Raw genomic sequence first — 19,951 nt, forward strand, 5'->3', positions numbered from 1 at the left:
TTGGCGGCAATCCCACCTTTCTGCGATTTCGGCTGGCGAGCCATCGACGCCGTTTTGCCAGGCGTCGACGGCACATCGCATTCGATCTTAAGCCACGCCGGCCCGAACGGGCTGGTGGTGGCCTTCATCTGCAACCACTGCCCCTATGTGAAGGCGGTGATTTCACGCATGGTGCGCGACGCCAATGACCTCAAGGCCGAAGGCATCGGCTTTGTCGCGATCAACTCCAATGATAGCGACGCCTATCCAGATGATTCCTTCGACAACATGAAGCTCTTTGCCAGGACGAACGGCCTCACTTTCCCCTATCTCCATGACGAGCACCAGACGGTGGCGCGTGCCTACGGAGCCGTTTGCACCCCGGATTTCTTCGGGCTCAACAGCGAGTTGACGCTGCAATATCGCGGCCGGCTGGACGCGTCGCGACGCGACGCCGACTTGCCCGGGCTGAGGCGCGACCTGTTCGAGGCGATGAAGCAGGTTGCCCGAACCGGCGACGGACCGCTTGACCAGATCCCTTCGATCGGCTGTTCGATCAAGTGGAAGGATGCTGCATGAACGTCGGCGCAGGCAGGCCGTTTCGCTCGCCCACGGCGATCCTGTTCGACCTCGACGGCACACTGGTCGATTCGGCGCCTGATATAGCGGCCGCCGTCAACGAATTGCTGGCCGGACGCGATCTGCCGCCGCTGCGGCTGGATCAGGTCAAGGCCATGATCGGCGGCGGCATCAGGAAACTGGTCGAGCGCGCCTTCGCGGCTTCCGGCACGCCGCTCCTCGGCACTGCGCTCGATGAGGCCAACCGCGTCATGGCGCCGATCTATCGCAGGCATCTGACCGGCCGCACGAGGCTGATGCCTGGCGTCAGGGAGGTTCTCACGCACTTGCATTTGAGCGGAATAGCCTTGGGCGTGGTGACCAACAAGCCGCAGCTGGCAGCTCGCGAAATCCTGCTGCATTTTCGGCTGACGGAATATCTCGGCGCGATCGTCGGCGGAGACGCGGTGACATACTTGAAACCGGCGCCAGACGCGCTGTTGCTGGCGCTCGACCTGCTTCAGGTCGAACCTCGTGACACGCTGATGGTCGGAGACAGCAGCGCCGACGTGGCCGCCGCCCGCGCCGCCGGCATGGCAGTCATTCTGCTGCGTGGCGGATACAGCCAAATTCCCGTTGAAGAGCTTGGCGCCGACCTCGTTTGCGACAGCCTGTTCGATCTGCCCTCCGCGATGCAGAGGCTGCAAGACGCTGCGTGACCCCAAGCGCAGCCCAGCCAACGCCGGCCGAGCGCAGTCCAACGGCCGGCAGTACCGCGTTATTTTGAGAATTGTTTCAGATAAGCAATGACGTTGGCGATGTCCTCGTCTTTCTTGAGACCGACAAACGCCATCTTGGTTCCTTTGACCATCGCCCTGGGATCGCGAAGGTAGGTCGTCAGCGTGGCTTCGTCCCATTTGACGCCGGACTTGCCGGCCTCGGTCATGGCCTTGGAATAGCTGAACCCCGGATGCGTCCCGGCCGTTCGGCCGATGACGCCGTTCAAGGACGGGCCGACCTTGTTCTGGTCCTTGTCTGCGACGTGGCAGACCTTGCATTTGGCGAAGACCTTCTCACCCGCCGCGGCATCCTGTGCCTGAGACTGGGTAGCGACAAAGGTGGCGACGGACACGGCGGCGAAAAAAGCGACTGCGCGCATGGCATTTCCTCATTGATGGTGTGAGTGCCCGGGACACTTTACGCGTGTCGATGCCTTGATCGCCGGCATTCGTTTTAAAGCGGGAGAGCGAACCATTCGTCCTTCCTCCCCGGACTGGCAGCACCTGCACACCTCGAAAAGCTAGACTGCCGATGAGGGAAGTCAATCGTACAAAGGTCCTGTTTCGTTTCCCGACTGCGCGAAGGGAAGTGTGTAGCGACACGCGGTCCACATCATTGACGCCTGTTGGCCGAACGCGTAGCCTCACTCCAACCGGTTTGCTGTTTGGGCACCTTCAGGAATCCGCGCAACTCCAAAGCACGAACTCTGGAGAGTTCGCCGCGCAGGCGACGATAAGTGCCAAATGGACATGGTCGATCTCATATTAACGGTGTGCCTTAGCGCCAATCCGGGCAATTGCCGAGATGAACATCTCTATTTCGAGAGCCGCGGCTCTCTGTTCCAATGCATGTTCCTGGCGCCCGCCGAGATCGCAAAATGGTCTCAGGAACATCCGAGTCTCAAGGTCGTGCGCTGGAAATGTGCCGTTCCGAGCAAGGAACGAGCGATTTGATCGACATTCCTGGTTCGTCGACGGCCCTGAAAGAGGAGACGCCATGATGATTTCGCGGCGTACGACGCTGCGCTTGGCGGCTTTGGCGGCCATCCTCGCCTCAAGGCCGGTTGCTGTCTTTGCGGCCGCCAAGGTCCGAATTGGTGTCCTGAAGTTCGGGACCGTGAGCTGGGAACTCGATACGCTGAAACGCCACAAGCTCGACGAGGCCAACAGGATCGATCTGGAGATTGTCTACTTCGCCGGGGAGGATGCGACCAACGTCGCGCTGCTGGCCGGCGCGATCGACATGATCGTGACCGACTGGCTGTGGGTCTCGCGCCAGCGCTCCGAGGGCGGCGACCTTACATTGGCCCCTTATTCGACCGCCGTAGGGGCAATCATGGTGAAGGAGGAATCGCCGATCCGGAGGCTCGCCGACCTCAAGGGAAAGAAAATCGGTGTCGCCGGCGGCCCGCTCGACAAGAGCTGGCTACTGGTCCAGGCGCTGGCCAGACGCGAGCACGGCCTCGACCTGCCGACAGCCTGTGACGTCGTCTTTGGCGCGCCGCCGCTGATTTCTGAAAAGGCGATGCAAGGCGAACTCGATGCCGTGCTCAATTTCTGGCATTTCTGCGCCCGGCTCGAGGCCAATGGCTTTCGCCGGTTGATCGGTGCGGATGACGCGACGAAAGCGCTTGGTGCCTCGGGCCCCGTGTCGGCACTCGGCTACGTCTTCCACGACCAATGGGCGAGCGACGATCCGGATGCCGCCCGGGGCTTCTTGAAGGCATCCAAGCAGGCCAAGGACTTGCTGGCCAGATCCGATGATGAATGGCTGCGCCTGGCGCCGCTCATTCGCGCAGAAGGCAAGGAGCTGGAAAAACTGCGCGACCGCTATCGCCAGGGCATCCCCAGACGGCCGGTCGCCGAAGAAGCGGCCGATGCGGGCAAACTCTATCACGTGCTGGCCGCGATAGGCGGCGAGAAGCTGGTTGGCAGGGCGCCCGAGATGGCGCCCGGCACGTTCTGGCCGGAACTCGCGAAATGACCGCAACGGAAGACAAGTCGCGTCGATCCGGCTTTGCGACGGCGCTGACGCCAGCGCTGACGGTAACGGTTTCCCTGCTGGGACTTTGCCTGCTGTGGAGCCTCGCGGCCAATCTGTGGCAAAGCCGCGCTTTGCCCTCACCAGGGCAGGTCTGGCAGGTGCTGCTCAGGGAAGCGGCGAGCGGCGACCTTTTTTATCACCTTGGCGCGACGCTCGGACGGGTTGCTGCGGCGTACGTGGTCGCAATGATTATCGGCTCGGTCATCGGCGTTATCCTCGGCAGCTACCGCGGTGCGGACCGGTTCTTCAGTCCATGGGTGGTCCTGTTTCTCAACATTCCCGCGCTGGTGGTCATCGTGCTCGCCTATATCTGGTTCGGCCTCAACGAGGCGGCGGCGATTGGCGCGGTTGCCGTGAACAAGATCCCGAATGTCGTGGTGACGATGCGCGAAGGCGCCAGGGCGTTTGATCCGCGTTATGCCGAAATGGCCGCCGTCTACCGCTTCACCCCACTCGAGCGCATCCGCCATGTCCTGTTGCCGCAACTGCAGCCCTATTTTGCCGCGGCCTCGCGATCCGGCATCGCCCTCATCTGGAAGATCGTCCTGGTGGTCGAACTGCTCGGCCGCTCCAATGGCGTCGGTTTCCAGATCTATCTCTATTTCCAGCTCTTCGACGTCGCCGCCATTCTCGCGTACACGCTGGCTTTCGTGGCGGTGATGCTTGTCATCGAACTTCTCCTGGTGCAGCCCATTGAACGACATGCAACCCGTTGGCGCGGTCGTCCCGCTTAGGGTCGATATCGCCGAAAAGACCTTCAGGTCCGCGCAAGGCGTCTCGATCACGGCGCTTCAGGGTATGTCCTTCGAGGTCCGGCAGGGCGAATTCGCTTGCCTGCTTGGGCCGTCGGGCTGCGGCAAGACCACGACGTTGCGCATCCTGCTTGGACTGGACAAAGACTTTTCCGGCTCTTTCCAACTGCCGCAAGGCGGCTCGAACCGCATCGCCGCCGTGTTCCAGGAGCCTACTTTGCTGCCATGGCGGACGGTGGAGCAGAATGTCAGGCTGGCGCTGCCGAAAAGCCTAAGAGCAAAGAGTCTCGACGAGCTGTTTGACACTCTCGGCCTCGCCGGCATGCGCTCGCTCTATCCGGCGGAGCTTTCGCTCGGCCTTGCGCGCAGGGCAGCGCTTGCCAGGGCTTTCGCCACCGAACCGGCGGTGCTTTTCCTGGACGAACCCTTTGCCTCCCTCGACGAACAGACCGCCGAGCGGCTTCGGCAATTGCTTTTGACCGTCTGGTCAGCGCGGCCTACGACCGCCTTGATGGTCACGCACAATCTGCGCGAGGCACTGATGCTGTCGGACCGCATCATCGTGCTTGCGCAGCGCCCAGCCCACGTGCTCGGCATGTTCGACGTAAGACTGCCGCGGCAGCATCGCAATCCACAGGTGATGAGCGACCTTTTGCGGTCATTCCAGCAAAAATTTCCGGGTGTGGCCTGATCGCCTTACGGCTCGAACGCGGATTGCAAGGTATTTCGCAGCCAATGGCCATAGAAACGGCGGGACTGTGAGGCGCACGGCCACGCGTGCCTGTTCCGCCTGACTAAAAGCAACGTACGTCGGCTTCGGCCTGCGCGCGTTTCAGTTCCGTGCGCGCCGCCTTCGCTGGCGCGCTTTCGCGAAACAACCCTGCCGCCTCCCCTGTCGTCAACGACATGCTTTTGAAGGTCTCCGCCCTCTCATAGTGATCGTAAGGAAGGATCGAGGCGATAACATCGATCGAGCAGGAACAGCTTTCAAGCGCCTGACGTGTCTGGCCATTTGTTTGCATGCAGCCGAGCACGTAGTCGGCAATCGTTGCCGTCGGGTAGTCTCCCGCGGCGTTGGCCAAGTTGGCAAAAGCCAGCGTCGCCGCAAAGGCCACCGGCAAGGTGAGAGATCCAACAGACCTTATCATGAGGAACCTCCAGTTGGCCTGGACACCATGCATCCAGACGGGGTCATCGCTCCAATTGGCGACGTGCCGCAAAGCCAGTCAAGCTCCCATGGCCTGCGTATAGGACCAAAGGAGGAATGCCCTATCGACCGACAAGAGCCCGCTTCATGACCCGCTGCGCGCCCTCCTTCATACGTTCATTTCATGCTTCGCTCACTATCGGCAGCGAGCGAGACGCCCGCATACTTACTCGGAGGTGCCCCGCAGAATATATCGAAATAAAGTCAAATGTATATCACCTCGAGAATACCCGAACAATATGTTGGCTATATATATCGGCGGCTGGTGGTCATTCTCTTATTAGTTTTTCATACGGTTCTTATTTTAATTGTTTCTAAATATTGCATCGCACCATATCGATATTGCAGCGCAGCGACCCATTGTAGGTTTTTGCTTGCCTGGACTTTTACGATGACATAGCTTTTTCCTGTTTCCGGCTTCAAGAGCGCCACCGTCATCAGGGAGCGGCGGCAGTCTTTCGAAGACCAAGGGGGGCGGGCGGTAACGGTGCCCTCTGCTTCGGGGTAGGTCGTGACAGCTGCCGGAAAATAACTTCCCAACATGAATTGCTTGGGCAAGCCCTTGTGGGGCTTGACGGTCGATTCTTCACTGCGAACCCGGGAGGATTTTGGATGCGTGTACTTGCGAAAACTACTTACATTCTGACGACCGCGGCGTTTTTATCGCTCGGCGCTGCCTGTACGGCTTCGGCCAATGAAGACCTTGCAAAGCTCGCATCGGATGCGAAGAACTGGGCGATGCAGACGGGTGACTACGCCAACACCCGCTATTCCAAACTCAACCAGATCACTGCCGACAATGTGAAGAACCTGCAGGTCAAATGGAGCTTTTCCACCGGCGTGCTGCGCGGTCACGAAGGCGGGCCGCTGGTCATCGGCGACGTGATGTATGTCCACACGCCTTTCCCAAACAACGTCTATGCTCTGGACCTCAAGAATGACGGCAAGATCCTGTGGAAATACGAGCCCAAGCAGGACACGAACGTCATTCCGATCATGTGCTGCGACACGGTCAATCGGGGTGTTGCCTATGGCGACGGCAAGATCATTCTCAACCAGGCCGACACCACCGTCGTCGCGCTCGATGCCAAGACTGGCAAGGTCGTCTGGTCTGTCAAGAACGGAGACCAGACCGATGGCGGAAAGGGTGAATCCGGCACGTCGGCACCCGTAGTCATCAAGGACAAGGTGCTCGTGGGCGTCTCCGGTGCTGAATTCGGTGTTCGCGGCTGGCTGGCCGCCTACAATCTGAAAGACGGCAAGCTCGCCTGGAAAGCCTATTCGGAAGGTCCTGACGCAGACACCCTTCTCGATCCCGAGAAGACCACCCATCTCGGCAAGCCTGTCGGAAAGGATTCCGGCACGAACACCTGGGAAGGCGAACAGTGGAAGACGGGCGGCGGCACGACATGGGGATGGTATTCCTATGATCCCAAGCTGAACCTGGTCTATTACGGCACCGGCAATCCCTCGACCTGGAACCCGGTCCAGCGCCCAGGCGACAATCGCTGGTCCATGACAATCATGGCTCGCGATGCGGATACCGGTGTTGCCAAATGGCTCTACCAAATGACCCCGCATGATGAGTGGGACTATGACGGCATCAACGAGATGATTCTCGTCGATGGCATGGAGGTCAACGGCGCCAAGCACGACGTGCTGGTGCATTTCGACCGCAACGGCTTTGCCTACACAATGGATCGAGCCACCGGCGAACTTCTCGTCGCCAAGAAATACGATCCGGCAGTGAACTGGGCGACGGAAGTCAACATGGATCCCAAGAGCGACCAGTATGGCCGCCCGCAGGTCGTGGCCAAGTATTCGACCCAGCAGAACGGCGAAGACACCAACTCGACCGGTATCTGCCCGGCCGCGCTTGGAACCAAGGACCAGCAGCCGGCCGCCTACTCGCCGAAGACCGGGTTGTTCTACGTGCCGACCAACCATGTCTGCATGGACTATGAGCCTTACAAAGTGAGCTACACCGCCGGTCAGCCCTATGTGGGCGCCACCGTGTCGATGTATGCGGCGCCCGGCGGTGACGGTAACATGGGCAACTTCATTGCCTGGGATGCAGCCAAGGGTGAGATCGTCTGGTCGAAGCCCGAGCAGTTCTCGGTGTGGTCGGGCGCATTGGCGACGGATGGCGACGTCGTCTTCTACGGTACCCTCGAAGGCTACATCAAGGCGGTCGATAAGGACGGCAAGGAACTCTACAAGTTCAAGACCCCGTCCGGCATCATCGGCAACATCACGACCTACGAGCATGACGGCAAGCAGTACGTCGCCGTTCTGTCCGGCGTCGGTGGATGGGCCGGTATCGGTCTGGCAGGTGGGCTGCTTTCGCCCGACAACGCCGCCGCCTGGCATGGCGCCGTTGATCAGGGCCGTGCGCAGGGCGATCAGGCCGCGGTCGTTGGAACCGCCGGTCTGGGTGCCGTCGGCGGTTATGCGGCACTTGCCGACTATACGACGCTGGGCGGGCAGCTCACCGTCTTCGGCCTCCCGGACTGATAACCGGGAAGAGCCTCACGGCTAGGTTCGAAAACGAGAGCCCGGGTCACCCCGAAGCCGGGAACCGGGCTCTCGATTGCGCCGCGCACCCCACTCCGATCAATGCCGCTGCACGACGGCAGCCAGGGTTTCTGGCAAACGAAGGAAGAGCCTGAATGATCGTTCGCATTGCAGTTTCCGCTCTCGCCCTGGTCCTGCTGCCTCTGGCCAGCTCAAGTCTGGTACGGGCCGAAGACAGCATGGAGAAAGCCAAGGCGGTGAAGCAAGAAGGAGGCAAATATTTAGATGCGGACGGAAATCCGACCTACAAGATCGAAAACGGAACCGTCGATTGGTACACCTTCAGCGGGTACCGCCGGTATCACTCAGATTGCCATGTCTGTCACGGACAGGACGCCACAGGTTCGAGCTATGCGCCTGCCCTGGCTAATAGCCTGAAGACCATGGATTACGCCACGTTCCTGTCGATCGTCGCCGAGGGCCGCAAGAATGTCGGCGGCGGCAAGGAAAACGTCATGCCCGCCTTTGGCGACAACAAGAACGTCTATTGTTACCTGGACGATCTCTACGTCTATCTGCGCGCGCGCGCCGATGGCGCGGCACCCCGCGGCAGGCCGCCGAAGCACGAAAACAAGGCTCAGGCAGCCAAGGATGCCGAAGCATCCTGCATGGGTGGATGATATGACCGGCTGCACTGCATCGAAGCTGCGTGTCGTTCTGCCGATCCTCGGCGCGCTCGCCTTGCTGCCGTCGAATGTTCTGGCGCAAAATGCCGGGCTTGGCGCTGCGGGCGAACTGGTCGATCCCGACATTCTGCGCGTCTGCGCAGATCCCTCGAACATGCCCTTTACCGACAAGAACGGCCAAGGCTTCGAAAACAAGCTGGCTGAACTGGTTGCCAAGAAGACGGGGCGGAAATCAGTCGCTTACACGTGGTTTCCCACTGTCACCGGCTTTGTGCGCAACACGCTGGGGGCCAATCGATGCGACATCATCATGGGCTACGCCCAAGGCGATGAACTGGTGCAGAACACCAACGCCTACTATCGCTCCGCCTATGTGCTGGTATACCCCAAAGGCAACGGCATGGAAGGCATCGAGACGATCGAAGACCCGAAACTTTCCGGCAAGAGAATCGGCGTCGTCGAAAGCACGCCGCCAACCGCCAACATGGCCGCCAACAAGCTTCTGCGGACCGCCAAGATCTACCCGCTGGCGGTGGATACGCGCGTCACCCCTTCCATGGGGGAGGTCATGATCAAGGACATGCTCGCCGGCAAGATCGACGCGGCGGTCCTGTGGGGGCCGATGGCGGGCTACTATGCCAGGGAACTCGGAGCCGATGTCACCATTGTTCCGCTGTTGAAGGAAAAAACCGGCTCGCGCATGTCCTACCGCATTACCATGGGTGTACGTCCGTCCGACCAGGAATGGAAACGGACGCTAAACCGGGTGATCAGGGAAAACCAGGCGGAGATCACCAAGCTCCTGCTGGGTTACAATGTGCCGCTGATCGACGAGCACGACAATCCGATTACGCAATAGTCGGGATGGGTCAGGAGGAGGAAAAACCTACGCGATGAACAATTGAAGAGAAGACTACAGCTACTTTCGATACTTTTTTGTTTTTCGGGCTTTCAAAACCTTGTGTTCATTTGTCCATTTTGAGAACGTGATGGACGAGCCATTGCTTCGGTGCCCTGCAATGGTTGGCTAACCACCGGATCGGCCCCTTCGGGCTGGTAGAAGAGGAGAAATGTTATGAAGAAGAGCTGGACAAAACCGACCATGTGCCAGGTTGCTGCGGGCTTTGAAATTTCGCGCTATCTGCCTGCTGAAATTACTCCCAAGAAGTAGGCCGCAGAGGTGCGTGTCCCTGGCAACAGGGGCACGCACCCCCTTGCCGTATGGGATTTTCGTGAAAGAGTTTGAGGCGCGCAAAGCGGGCGGGCCGTTTTTTGCGGCTGCAAATTGGCTGCTGGTCAGAGAAGCCGCGGGGCGGGCGTTTTCATGCGCTTGAGAATCATCGGATCGGCGGCCGGCGGCGGCTTTCCGCAATGGAACTGCAATTATCGTCTGAGCCGTGCGGCTCGCACCGGGGTAGCTAGTGTGCATTCACGAACCCAATCGAGTGTCGCCGCGTCGGCGGATGGCCTCGGGTGGGTTCTGTTCAACGCCTCGCCCGACATTCGCCAGCAGATCGCGGCAACGCCTGAATTGCAGCCCGCGCACGATGCGCCGCTGCGCTCGACGCCTATTCGCGCGGTGGTGCTGACCAATGCCGATGTCGATCATGTCGCCGGCCTGCTCAGCCTGCGTGAGCGGCAGCCTTTCGCTATCTATGCAACGACACAGGTTCTGGCGACGCTGGAGGCGAATTCGATTTTCAATGTCCTCGATCCGGCGCTCGTGCCGCGACGCATCTTGCCGCCGGCGCAAGAGCTGTCGATCTGCGATTCAGACGGCCACGACACCGGGGTGGCTGTCGAGAGTTTTCCCGTGCCCGGGAAGATAGCCCTCTATCTCGAAGAAAGAGGCCAGCCGGATGCCAATTTCAGCTCCGATGCCGGCGACACGATCGGCGTCCGTATCGCCGGAGCCGGCAGTCGCGGCTCCGTCTTCTACATCCCCGGCTGCGCGCGCATCGATGCGAGCCTGCGCACGCGTCTGGCCGATGCCGCATGCCTTCTGTTCGACGGCACGGTCTTCACCGACGACGAGATGATTGCTGCCGGCGTCGGCCAAAAGACCGGTGCACGCATGGGGCATCTGGCAATGTCGGGAGACGCGGGGTCGATCGCCGGCTTGGCCGATGTGAGGATCGGCCGCCGTGTCTTCGTCCACATCAACAACACCAATCCTGTTCTGGACGAGAATTCTGCCGAGCATGCAGCCGTCGAAGCGGCTGGCTGGGAAGTGGCCTGCGACGGGATGGAGATGGAACTTTGAGTGATTTCCACGACGCGGCCAGCAACGGCCTGTCCTCAAGCGAGCTCGAAGCCGTGCTGCGGCAGGTCGGTGCCGAGCGCTATCACAACCGCCATCCTTTCCATCACAGGATGACCAGCGGTGCGCTGTCGAGGACCGAGATGCAGGCCTGGGCGCTGAACCGCTATTGCTATCAGGCGGTCATTCCGCGCAAGGACGCCATGATCCTCGCGCATGCCGAGGATCCGGCGTTTCGCGCCGCCTGGCGCAAACGCATCGAGGATCATGACGGCGAGGACGGCTGGAGCGGCGGTATTGCGCGCTGGTTGCACCTGGCGACCTCGCTCGGTCTCGATGCCGACGCGGTGAAGAGCGAGAGGCTGGCCCTGCCGGCGACGCGTTTTGCGGTTGGCGCTTACCTCTCCTTTTGCACGAACCGGACCCTGCTGGAGGCGGTCGCGTCGTCGCTGACCGAGATGTTCTCGCCGCTCATCATCGGCGAGCGGGTACCCGCGATGCTGGCCAGATACGACTATATCACCGAGGACACGCTGGCCTATTTCACCCGGCGGCCCGAACAGGCCTCGCGCGACGCCGACTTCGCCCTCGCCTATGTGCTCGAACATGCCGACGCGGCGGAACGCCAGCAGCAGGCGATCGATGCACTGGTGTTCAAATGCGATATACTCTGGGCCATGCTCGACGCGCTTCAACACGCCTATGGCGAGCCGGGCAATATCCCGCCCGGCGCCTTCCGTCCGGAGGCAGCCCAATGATGGCACTGCGCGAAAGAGCCATGGTGTCGCTGCAGTCGGTTCCATCGCTGCCGAAGCACGTGCGCATACAGCATGACCCCGTGCGCCAGGCGTTCGCCGTGCTGTCGCCCGAAAAGGTGTTCTGGCCAAACGACATAAGCCTCGACATATTGCGCCGCTGCGATGGGCGGTCCACGGTCGGCGACATCATTGCCGGCCTTGCCGCAGATTATGATGCCGAACGGGAGGCTGTGGCGGCCGATGTCGTCGCCTTCCTGCAGGAATGGTCGGACAAGCTGCTGGTGAAGCTATGAGCGAGCCCCCTCTCCCCCCGATCGGCATGCTGGCGGAACTGACGCATCGCTGCCCGCTGCAATGCCCCTATTGCTCCAATCCGCTCGAGTTGCTGAAGGCCAATCGCGAACTCGACACGCAGAGCTGGCTCGACTTGTTCTCGCAGGCGGCCGACCTTGGCGTTCTCCAGGTGCATCTGTCCGGCGGTGAACCGACGCTGCGTCGCGATCTCGAGCAATTGATCGCCGGGCTTTCGGCGCGGGGCGTCTACACCAACCTGATCACCGCCGGCGTCGGCATTGCGGATGGCCGCATCGAGGCATTTGCCGAAGCCGGGCTCGACCATCTGCAACTGAGCTTTCAAGGCGCACGGCCGGCGACCACCGAGCGCATCGGCAATCACAGGGGCAGCCACGAAAAGAAGCTGGAAACGGCACGCCGCGCTCGCGCGGCCGGCTTGCCGCTTACCATCAACGCGCCGATCCATCGCCACAATATCGAGGAGGTACCGGAATTCATCGATCTGGCCCTTTCGCTGGGTGCGGAGCGTCTCGAGATCGCCAACGTGCAGTACGCCGGCTGGGCGCTGACCAATCGCGATCAACTCATGCCCGAGCGTGCTGCCGTCGACCGCCAGGCGGAGATCGTCGCGGCGGCACGCGAACGGCTCACCGGCATCATAAACATAGATTTCGTCACGCCGGATTATTTCGCCATCTATCCCAAGCCGTGCATGGGCGGCTGGGCGCGCGACGCCTTCATGGTGACGCCGGACGGCACCGTACTGCCATGCCATGCCGCCCAGACCATCCCGTCGCTCGGTTTCGAGCGTTTTGGAACACGCAGCCTGGCCGCGATCTGGACCGATTCCCCGGCATTTAATGCCTTTCGAGGCACAGACTGGATGCAGGAGCCCTGCCGCAACTGTGAGCGGCGCGAGATCGACTGGGGCGGCTGTCGCTGCCAGGCGATGGCAATCGCCGGCGATGCCGCCGCGACGGACCCGGCTTGCGCGAAATCGCCGATCCATGCGCGCATGGCAATGCTGGTCGACGAGGCCCAGCGCGCTGCGACGGTTCCTTCGAAGGACGAACCATTCGTCTACCGGCGCATCGGCGTCGTCACCGAGCCCGCCTGACTGCCGACCAATTCCTACGGCCTACCCTCGTGAAAGCCGTTCGGCATGCCACGTCATATGGTCATGCATGAATGTCGAAATGAAAAAATAGGAGTGATCGTATTCGTCCTGCATCCGCAATTTCAACGGAATGCCTGCCTTGGAGCAGGCGTCTTCGAGCAGCCAAGGCCTGAGGCCCTCCTGGAGGAAACCGTCTGACGTTCCCTGATCGACCAGGAATTCCGGGAAACGGTGCCCATCCTCGATGAGCGAAGTTGCATCGTAGCGCCGCCACGAGGCCTCATCCAGGCCGAGATATTTTTCGAAAGCCGGCTTCGACCAGCCGGCTGTGCTTGGCTGCACGATCGGCGCAAAGGCCGAGCAACTTCTGAAACGCGCGGGATTGTTCAGTGCGATCGTCAGCGCGCCATGCCCGCCCATCGAATGGCCGAAGATCGACTGGCGCGCCATATCGGCGGGAAATTCGCGCCCGATCACGGCTGGCAGCTCCTCGACGATATAGGAATACATGCGATAGTTCTTGGCATACGGCTCTTGCGTCGCGTCAAGGTAGAAACCGGCGCCGCTGCCGAACTGCCAATTGTCCTTTTCATCCGGAATGTCGGCACCACGCGGGCTGGTGTCGGGACAGACAACGATCACGCCAAGTTCGGCGGCAATACGTCTGTATTCACCTTTTTCCATCACATTTGCATGGGTGCAGGTGAGCCCGGAGAGGTACCAGACCACGGGACAACGGCTTTCCCGTGCCTGCGGAGGCACGAAAATGGCAAACGTCATTTCGCACGAGCAGTTCGTGGAGAGATGCGAGTAAACATGCTGGGCGCCGCCATGCGACTTGGCAGTCGAGACGAGTTTCAGGTGCTCTGGCATATATCCTTCTCCACCAATTTTAACCGCCGACCGTAGGCTCTACGACATCAAGGGTGATCGCGGCAACCTTGGTGGGCCGGCTGGCGCGCGGGGCTCTTGATCGGAGCCGGGATGGCCTGCCTTCGCCGACCGTCTTGGCGCAGCAAGGCGCGAGAGGCCGCTCGCTGGCGCAGCGCCATACGGGCCAGGCTGGGCGATTGTTGGCGATGCTGGCTATAACAAGGACGCAGTCACTGCGCAGGCATCGGCGATGCTTCCGGGACGCCGAGCCCTGCGCAAATGCGGCTTGACGTCCAGTTTGCCAAACCTGGTCAGCGGCGGTTTCGCAACCCACTGATCGACTTTTGCCCCGCGGAAACTGCCGGCCGGTTGACGACAACCATTCGCGGTGTTCAGCAACGCCCGGATCGCCGCGGCAAATTTTCGCGCTCTGTCTGGTACTGCCGGGCCAGAACCCTGGGAACTCGCACAAGGCCTTCACGCTCACGGCCACGATGTCCGCTTTGGCCAGCAGGTCGACAGCAATGGCCGCCTGCCCCTCATCATCGGCGACATAGGCGCGCAGCAGCACATTCGTGTCGGCCGTAACCCTCATTCCTCGCCGGACCCGGCCACAGCGCCCGCTTCCGCCATCGCCTCGTTGATCTCTTCGATGCTGAGCACCCGGCCGTTCGTCTTGCCTCTGAGGAAGCCGTGGAGGTCCCGGAACGACCCCTTCGCCCGTGCAGCCCTCAATTCCGCCCGACCGTCGGGCAGCAGATCAAGCTCGATTTTCTCGCCCGGTTTGATGCCCAGATGTTGCAGCACGTCCTTGCGGAACGTCACCTGTCCCCTTGTCGTCACTGTCAACGTTGTCATGTTAAACATTCCTGTTCATCGCGATAAGACAATGCAAATCTGCATTATTATCAATGCAGATGGTCGGGGCCAAGCTTGGCGTCCATGCGGCGACTGAATCGCGACCAGCGCTCTGCCAGAGTGAAGTCGCCAAACATCACCTGGAGGCCAGCATGCAAGCCAACACCGCGGCCGCTATCCGCGTCGATCTTGCCGCAATGTTGTCTCGTTAGAGCTGTCTCGTTCAAAATGGCTCGTCAATTCGCTTCGGCTGGTGTCGGGAATGGCGCGACCGCCGCCGGGAAGCGAGGGAAGACAGCGTCAAGTTCGATTAACCAGAGATCAACAAGAACAAGCCATCGCCGCATAGGCGTCTGCCTGCGTGGGTATGGACGGATTCACTCATGCGCAATATGAATCATGAATGGAGATGAGGCCTGCCGTGGCGCTCACATTATCGCCGTGTCGCTAAGGCAGGTGACGCTCGTTCAATGACGCTGCGCAGGGCGGATTGGCCTTCTGGTCTAACGCCGCCCGCAGAAGTGTCGATATCAGGGGATCTGGTCAATGACCGACAACAAGCCAGACGTTACCAAGGATTGGCAAGCGACGCAGGGCCAGAAGTCCTCCGCCACGCGTCTTCGCCTTTTCGCCGCACTCTCGTGGATCGTCGCCATTGGCGGCGAGATCTACGGAATTATGCTGCTTCGCCAGAACAAGTTCGACCAGGGACACCTGCCGCTGGTCATCGGCCTTCTGGTCGGCATCGCGATTTTCGCAATCGCCGGCAACTTGCTATGGAAGGCGGCCAACAGGCACGATCCGGCTCGTGCATCCGACGCAGCCAGGTTCTTCTTCCAAAACCAGCTCGGCGCAATCATCACACTGATTGCCTTCCTCCCGCTGGTTTTCCTGATCCTCACCGACAAAAACATGGATCCGCGGACCAAGAAGGTTGCCGGCGGCGTCGGCGCCGCGCTGGCCGTGCTCGCGACGGTGATGGGGATCAGTTTCAAACCCCCGTCGGTCGAACAGTACACCCAGGATATGAACGCATGCGCAGCCCAGATCAAGTCGGGGCAGCCCACCACCGCCTGTTCGCCCGATGTCGCCGCTCAGGCGCAGGCGATCGCGACGGACACCGCCGCCGTGGCGGCGGCGACGCGCGACGCGAGCCACCCCGCCGGTCAGGATGTCGTCTACTGGATCGCGCCCGAAAACGGAGCCGCGAAATCCACCGAGCCGCATGTTTTCCACCTCTGCGCAGGCGTGAGCCCGCTGAAGGACAAGACTGTGAATAGTGGCTCCGTGACGGAGGCCTACGCACAGAACGCCGTCCGCATCACGAAGCAGATCGATATGGAACAGAAGCAGTGCGGGTTCACCGCCACAACCAGCACCAACTGAACCCGTTTGCACTCGATCGGGTCCAGCCGTTGGTCTTGTCGAGAAGGATGGCGCGTAAGCGCAGGCTCAGTATTGACTCGCCGAAGCAACGCCAAATGCCGGGATCGCCCGGCTGGCCAATATTGTCCAACTGCAAACTTATCCGCGGCGGGCGATGACCTGGCGTCTTACGCACGGCAGCTTCCGGCCTGAGCGCTTCGAATGGAAAATGACGTTAATGAAGCGCATTGCCGCCCAGCAGCGTTACGGGCGGGAAGCGATCCGGGAACTTCTGGCGCCCAAAAAAACGATAGCGGACATTTCACCTGGTGGGCCGCATCGACCAGAAGCGGATCGGGCAAGCGTTCCATGGCATGTAGCGTCGGGTATCGCGCACCTGCTGGACCCCTGTTGACGACTGCCTGCTGGCTTGGAGGCGGGGGAGTGGGGAGTCTCGGGGCGAACGACTATTTCATTCCGCCGAGGGCATTCGGCAGCGGCATGGCCGGCCTTCAAAGTCCTTTGGCCGGGAAGTTCGTACGAATAGTCGGAATCAGGCAACCCCCCTGTTTTCCGAGCTGGATTTTGAAGCTGTGAATGAGCCGCTATGATGAACGCGCCGAGTGCAAGTAAGGTCACGAAGGCCCCTACAATAAGCTTTAGAGGAGACTACGTCGATGACGAACGTGCGCGCCCTTGTCCTTGAACGCCAGCACGAACTCAAGCTGCGTGACATCGATCTGCCACAGACCGTCGGCCCGGGCGAAGTTCGCATCAAGATCCATACGGTGGGCATCTGCGGCTCCGACGTGCACTACTATACGCATGGCCGCATCGGCCCATTCGTGGTCGAAGCGCCGATGGTCTTGGGCCATGAAGCCGCCGGCACCGTCGTCGAAACGGGGGAACGCGTCGAGCATCTGAAGGTCGGCGACCGCGTCTGCATGGAGCCGGGTATCCCCGATCTCAATTCGCGGGCGAGCCGGCTCGGCCTCTACAACATCGATCCAGCGGTCAGGTTCTGGGCAACGCCGCCGATCCACGGCGTGCTGACGCCCTATGTCGTCCACCCCGCCAACTACACTTTCAAACTGCCCGACAATGTCAGCTTCGCCGAAGGCGCCATGGTGGAGCCCTTCGCCGTCGGCATGCAGGCGGCTGCCAAAGCAAAGATCGCGCCGGGCGACACGGCGGTGGTGATTGGCGCAGGGCCGATCGGCACGATGGTGGCGATCGCGGCGCTCGCGGGCGGCTGCGCCCGCGCCGTTGTTGCAGATCTCGCCCAACCCAAGCTCGACATCGCCGGCGGCTATCAAGGCGTGATCCCGGTCAACGTCCGCGACAAGAACCTGGGGACGGAGGTAAAGCGCCTGACCGATGGCTGGGGCGCCGACGTGGTGTTTGAATGCTCAGGCTCGTCCAAGGCATGGGAGACCCTGCTCGATCTGCCGCGGCCCGGTGGCGCGGTAGTGGTGGTCGGCCTGCCGGTGGCGCCGATCGCATTCGATGTCGCCACCGCCTCGACCAAGGAAGTCCGCATCGAGACTGTCTTCCGATATGCCCACCAATATGAGCGGGCAATCGCGCTGATGGGGTCGGGCCGGGTCGACCTAAAGCCACTTATTTCGGGGACCTTCCCCTTCGAAGATTCCATCACCGCCTTCGACCGCGCAGTCGAAGCCCGGCCGGCGGACGTAAAGCTTCAGATCCTGTTGCCGGATTAAGGGGAATTCCAAAGCGCCCGGGTTGTCCTCCCGATCTCCTCGATGCTTTCGTAGCCTTCCGGGCTGCCAAAATTGGCGGCGGCCCCTGAGCGCGGTTGAGGCTGGTGCACGGCATTTGCCGGCGGCGTTTTCTCCAAAAACAACTCCATACCCGGCGATCACGGCATCCTCTGGGACCACGAGCAAATCCCTGGAGCGCTGACGGAACCGACTTGACAATTCGGCGGCCGTCCGACACGTTCTTAACAAAAGGCACAACAAACTTACAAAAGTTCAAGTTGGCACAATCTGGCCGATAGGGAGAAGGCCGATGCGTCTGTGTGACCGAGCGGAGATTTGCGCGTGAGCACGGTGACCGTGACCCGCGAAGCGCCCAGATGGGCCCTTCCCCGGTTCATGACGGCCGAGCATCCTTTCCCCTGGCTCGCGCCGATCACGGTGATGCTTCTCGTTTTCGGCATCTATCCCCTCGCCTATTCAGTCTGGCTGTCGTTACACAAACGCAATGTCGTCTCCCGGCAGCTCGACTTCGCCGGGCTCCACCAATGGACGCGCGCCTTCTCGGATGCGCGTATGTGGCATTCGCTGGAAACCACGCTGATCTACACCTTCGTCGCGCTTGCGGTTCAGCTTGCGCTCGGCATCCTCATCGCGCTTCTGCTTGACACCGATCGCAAGGGTTACGGGGTGCTGCGGGCGCTGATGACACTGCCGCTGGTGGTGCCGCCTGCGGTGACCGGAATGATGTTCCTGCTGATGCAGGACGGTTCTTTCGGCGTCCTGTCGTTCTACCTGTATGCCCTCGACCTGATCTCGCCGGCACAGCCGATCCTGACGCAGCCCGGAACCGCATTGGCGGCGATCCTGCTGGCGGACATATGGCAATGGACGCCGTTCATGGTGCTCATCATCCTGGCAGGGCTCAGGGCGCTGCCGAAGGAACCTTTCGAGGCAGCCGCGATCGACGGTGCCAACGGCATCCAGACGTTCTTGCGGCTCACATTGCCGATGCTGCGCAAGGTGATAGCGGTCGCGGTGCTGATCCGCGGCGTCGATCTCTTTCGCATCTACGACTACGTCTACATCATCACCGCCGGCGGGCCAGGCACGGCCACCGAGACGCTTTCGTTCTACGCTGGCCGTATCTACTTCACCGGAGACTTCCCCTATGCCGCAACCCTGTCGCTGATCGTGCTCGTCGTCTTGATCGTCGTGTCGAACCTCTTCGTCAGGCTGTTCAAGGTGAGGTTCTGATGGAGTCGTCGCGCGCCCAAACGATCGCCCGTGACGTGCTCGCCGTCCTGGTGGTGGCGATCTTCATGTTCCCGATCGCGTGGTGGGCGCTGTCGTCTGTCAAACCCTATTCGGCAATCTTCGACCGCAGCGGACCGGTCTACACCGGTTTCACGCCGACGCCGGACAATTACCGCGTGACGTTGCTTGGCGTCTCACGCGTCGACATCGGCATGGAACAGGGCGGCGAGGCGGCCGGGGTCATCAAGGGGGGCGCGAGTTCCTACGATTCCCGCCAGTCGTTGCTCGACAGCGCCATCATAGCCGTCGGATCGACGGCGCTGACGCTGCTGCTGGCCACCCTGGCCGCCTATTGCCTGTCGCGAATGCAGTTCAGCGGCCAGCAGTCCTTCCTGTTCTGGATTCTCTCGCAGCGCTTCATGCCGCCAATCGCGATCGTCATTCCGATCGTTTTCATGTTCCGCGATCTCGGCTTGCGCGATACCTATACGGGCCTCGTCCTCGTTCACAGTTTGATCAACCTGCCGCTGGCGGTTCTGCTTTTGAAGTCGTTCTTCGACGATGTTCCGCGCGAGGTTGATGAGGCGGCGCTTATTGACGGCGCGACGCGCTGGCAGACGTTCCGACGCGTGGTCCTTCCCATGGTCAAGGGCGGCATCGCTGCGACGGCTGTGCTGTGTTTCATCTTTTCGTGGACCGAGTTCCTGCTCTCACTCTTCCTGACAACGTCGATCCGCACTGTGCCGGTGAAGATCTCGACCTTTGTCACCTCGACGGCGACCGAGTGGGGCTACATCACAGCGCTCGGCACGTCCGCGATCATACCCAGCTTCATCTTTATCCTGCTGGTTCAACGGCATCTGGTCCGCGGCCTCACCCTCGGATCGCTGAAGGAGTGAGGCACAGACGAGAAGAACGACGACAAAAAC

23 protein-coding genes are annotated in these 19,951 nt (G+C 61.0%); 18 read left to right on the forward strand and 5 right to left on the reverse strand.

The features are described 5' to 3' along the window. Together NKH41_RS26455 and gph are read left to right on the forward strand one after the other, a co-directional pair. Complete coding sequence (locus tag NKH41_RS26455; protein WP_352934651.1) at positions 1 to 558, forward strand: thioredoxin family protein; 558 nt, start codon at positions 1 to 3, stop codon at positions 556 to 558. Next, positions 555 to 1,256, forward strand: a complete 702-nt coding sequence (gene gph / locus NKH41_RS26460; protein ID WP_352934653.1) for a phosphoglycolate phosphatase — start codon at positions 555 to 557, stop codon at positions 1,254 to 1,256. The genes NKH41_RS26455 and gph overlap by 4 nt, the downstream gene beginning before the upstream one ends. Before the next feature lie 59 nt (positions 1,257 to 1,315). On the opposite strand, the gene NKH41_RS26465 is transcribed toward gph, so the two are convergent. Further along, on the reverse strand, positions 1,316 to 1,696 hold the full coding sequence (locus NKH41_RS26465; protein WP_352934656.1) for a c-type cytochrome: 381 nt from the start codon (positions 1,694 to 1,696) through the stop codon (positions 1,316 to 1,318). 364 nt (positions 1,697 to 2,060) lie between these two features. Here NKH41_RS26465 and NKH41_RS26470 point away from each other — a divergent pair, with 364 nt between their 5' ends. The 4 genes from NKH41_RS26470 to NKH41_RS26485 are packed head-to-tail and all read left to right on the forward strand — an operon-like array spanning position 2,061 to position 4,803. Further along, complete coding sequence (locus NKH41_RS26470; protein WP_023678830.1) at positions 2,061 to 2,270, forward strand: hypothetical protein; 210 nt, start codon at positions 2,061 to 2,063, stop codon at positions 2,268 to 2,270. A 43-nt stretch (positions 2,271 to 2,313) separates the two neighbouring features. Next, the gene (locus tag NKH41_RS26475; protein WP_352934659.1) at positions 2,314 to 3,300 is read left to right on the forward strand and encodes an ABC transporter substrate-binding protein; all 987 of its coding nucleotides are present in this window, start codon (positions 2,314 to 2,316) and stop codon (positions 3,298 to 3,300) included. Beyond that, positions 3,297 to 4,094 carry an ABC transporter permease gene (locus tag NKH41_RS26480; protein WP_352474630.1) on the forward strand — a complete coding sequence of 266 codons (798 nt, stop codon included), beginning with the start codon at positions 3,297 to 3,299 and terminating at the stop codon, positions 4,092 to 4,094. The genes NKH41_RS26475 and NKH41_RS26480 overlap by 4 nt, the downstream gene beginning before the upstream one ends. Continuing rightward, positions 4,063 to 4,803 carry an ABC transporter ATP-binding protein gene (locus NKH41_RS26485; RefSeq protein WP_352934697.1) on the forward strand — a complete coding sequence of 247 codons (741 nt, stop codon included), beginning with the start codon at positions 4,063 to 4,065 and terminating at the stop codon, positions 4,801 to 4,803. The genes NKH41_RS26480 and NKH41_RS26485 overlap by 32 nt, the downstream gene beginning before the upstream one ends. A gap of 103 nt (positions 4,804 to 4,906) precedes the next feature. On the opposite strand, the gene NKH41_RS26490 is transcribed toward NKH41_RS26485, so the two are convergent. Both NKH41_RS26490 and NKH41_RS26495 read right to left on the reverse strand, forming a co-directional pair. Further along, complete coding sequence (locus tag NKH41_RS26490) at positions 4,907 to 5,260, reverse strand: hypothetical protein (protein ID WP_023678826.1); 354 nt, start codon at positions 5,258 to 5,260, stop codon at positions 4,907 to 4,909. A 347-nt stretch (positions 5,261 to 5,607) separates the two neighbouring features. After that, positions 5,608 to 5,877, reverse strand: a complete 270-nt coding sequence (locus NKH41_RS26495) for a hypothetical protein (RefSeq protein ID WP_352775537.1) — start codon at positions 5,875 to 5,877, stop codon at positions 5,608 to 5,610. Positions 5,878 to 6,057: 180 nt separating this feature from the next. On the opposite strand from NKH41_RS26495, the gene NKH41_RS26500 reads away from it, so the two are divergent. The 8 genes from NKH41_RS26500 to pqqE all read left to right on the forward strand — a co-directional run bounded on the left by NKH41_RS26500 (position 6,058) and on the right by pqqE (position 12,948). After that, the gene (locus tag NKH41_RS26500) at positions 6,058 to 7,833 is read left to right on the forward strand and encodes a methanol/ethanol family PQQ-dependent dehydrogenase (protein ID WP_502893813.1); all 1,776 of its coding nucleotides are present in this window, start codon (positions 6,058 to 6,060) and stop codon (positions 7,831 to 7,833) included. A 155-nt stretch (positions 7,834 to 7,988) separates the two neighbouring features. Beyond that, entirely contained in the window at positions 7,989 to 8,513 is a 525-nt protein-coding gene (locus NKH41_RS26505) for a c-type cytochrome, methanol metabolism-related (protein ID WP_352474919.1), read from the forward strand. A gap of 1 nt (position 8,514) precedes the next feature. Then, positions 8,515 to 9,378: a substrate-binding domain-containing protein gene (locus NKH41_RS26510; RefSeq protein WP_352450664.1), complete on the forward strand. Its 864-nt coding sequence runs from the start codon at positions 8,515 to 8,517 to the stop codon at positions 9,376 to 9,378. A 216-nt stretch (positions 9,379 to 9,594) separates the two neighbouring features. Beyond that, positions 9,595 to 9,690, forward strand: a complete 96-nt coding sequence (locus NKH41_RS26515; protein WP_101918690.1) for a pyrroloquinoline quinone precursor peptide PqqA — start codon at positions 9,595 to 9,597, stop codon at positions 9,688 to 9,690. A 153-nt stretch (positions 9,691 to 9,843) separates the two neighbouring features. Next, positions 9,844 to 10,782, forward strand: a complete 939-nt coding sequence (pqqB, locus tag NKH41_RS26520) for a pyrroloquinoline quinone biosynthesis protein PqqB (RefSeq protein ID WP_352934665.1) — start codon at positions 9,844 to 9,846, stop codon at positions 10,780 to 10,782. Then, positions 10,779 to 11,537 (forward strand): pyrroloquinoline-quinone synthase PqqC, encoded by a 759-nt coding sequence (pqqC, locus tag NKH41_RS26525; protein ID WP_352851145.1) that lies wholly within the window; start codon positions 10,779 to 10,781, stop codon positions 11,535 to 11,537. Before pqqB ends, pqqC begins: the two co-directional genes overlap by 4 nt. Next, positions 11,534 to 11,830: a pyrroloquinoline quinone biosynthesis peptide chaperone PqqD gene (gene pqqD / locus NKH41_RS26530; protein ID WP_352541868.1), complete on the forward strand. Its 297-nt coding sequence runs from the start codon at positions 11,534 to 11,536 to the stop codon at positions 11,828 to 11,830. Before pqqC ends, pqqD begins: the two co-directional genes overlap by 4 nt. Then, entirely contained in the window at positions 11,827 to 12,948 is a 1,122-nt protein-coding gene (gene pqqE, locus NKH41_RS26535; protein WP_352934667.1) for a pyrroloquinoline quinone biosynthesis protein PqqE, read from the forward strand. Before pqqD ends, pqqE begins: the two co-directional genes overlap by 4 nt. Before the next feature lie 21 nt (positions 12,949 to 12,969). On the opposite strand, the gene fghA is transcribed toward pqqE, so the two are convergent. Together fghA and NKH41_RS26545 are read right to left on the reverse strand one after the other, a co-directional pair. Continuing rightward, on the reverse strand, positions 12,970 to 13,821 hold the full coding sequence (gene fghA / locus NKH41_RS26540; protein ID WP_352934670.1) for an S-formylglutathione hydrolase: 852 nt from the start codon (positions 13,819 to 13,821) through the stop codon (positions 12,970 to 12,972). A 591-nt stretch (positions 13,822 to 14,412) separates the two neighbouring features. Continuing rightward, positions 14,413 to 14,679 carry an AbrB/MazE/SpoVT family DNA-binding domain-containing protein gene (locus tag NKH41_RS26545; RefSeq protein ID WP_352503269.1) on the reverse strand — a complete coding sequence of 89 codons (267 nt, stop codon included), beginning with the start codon at positions 14,677 to 14,679 and terminating at the stop codon, positions 14,413 to 14,415. 546 nt (positions 14,680 to 15,225) lie between these two features. On the opposite strand from NKH41_RS26545, the gene NKH41_RS26550 reads away from it, so the two are divergent. The 4 genes from NKH41_RS26550 (at position 15,226) to NKH41_RS26565 (ending at position 19,921) form a co-directional block, all read left to right on the forward strand. After that, positions 15,226 to 16,065 carry a succinate dehydrogenase/fumarate reductase transmembrane subunit gene (locus NKH41_RS26550; protein ID WP_023678783.1) on the forward strand — a complete coding sequence of 280 codons (840 nt, stop codon included), beginning with the start codon at positions 15,226 to 15,228 and terminating at the stop codon, positions 16,063 to 16,065. A 656-nt stretch (positions 16,066 to 16,721) separates the two neighbouring features. Continuing rightward, complete coding sequence (locus NKH41_RS26555) at positions 16,722 to 17,768, forward strand: NAD(P)-dependent alcohol dehydrogenase (RefSeq protein WP_352934673.1); 1,047 nt, start codon at positions 16,722 to 16,724, stop codon at positions 17,766 to 17,768. 342 nt (positions 17,769 to 18,110) lie between these two features. After that, a complete protein-coding gene (locus NKH41_RS26560; protein WP_352474341.1) occupies positions 18,111 to 19,022 on the forward strand; it encodes a carbohydrate ABC transporter permease in 912 nt (303 codons plus the stop codon). Then, positions 19,022 to 19,921, forward strand: coding sequence for a carbohydrate ABC transporter permease (locus NKH41_RS26565; protein WP_352771234.1), 900 nt, complete (start codon positions 19,022 to 19,024; stop codon positions 19,919 to 19,921). Before NKH41_RS26560 ends, NKH41_RS26565 begins: the two co-directional genes overlap by 1 nt. Positions 19,922 to 19,951 lie beyond the last annotated feature (30 nt).

It is taken from the genome of Mesorhizobium sp. M1169 (genome assembly GCF_040318345.1).
Taxonomy (GTDB): Bacteria; Pseudomonadota; Alphaproteobacteria; order Rhizobiales; family Rhizobiaceae; genus Mesorhizobium.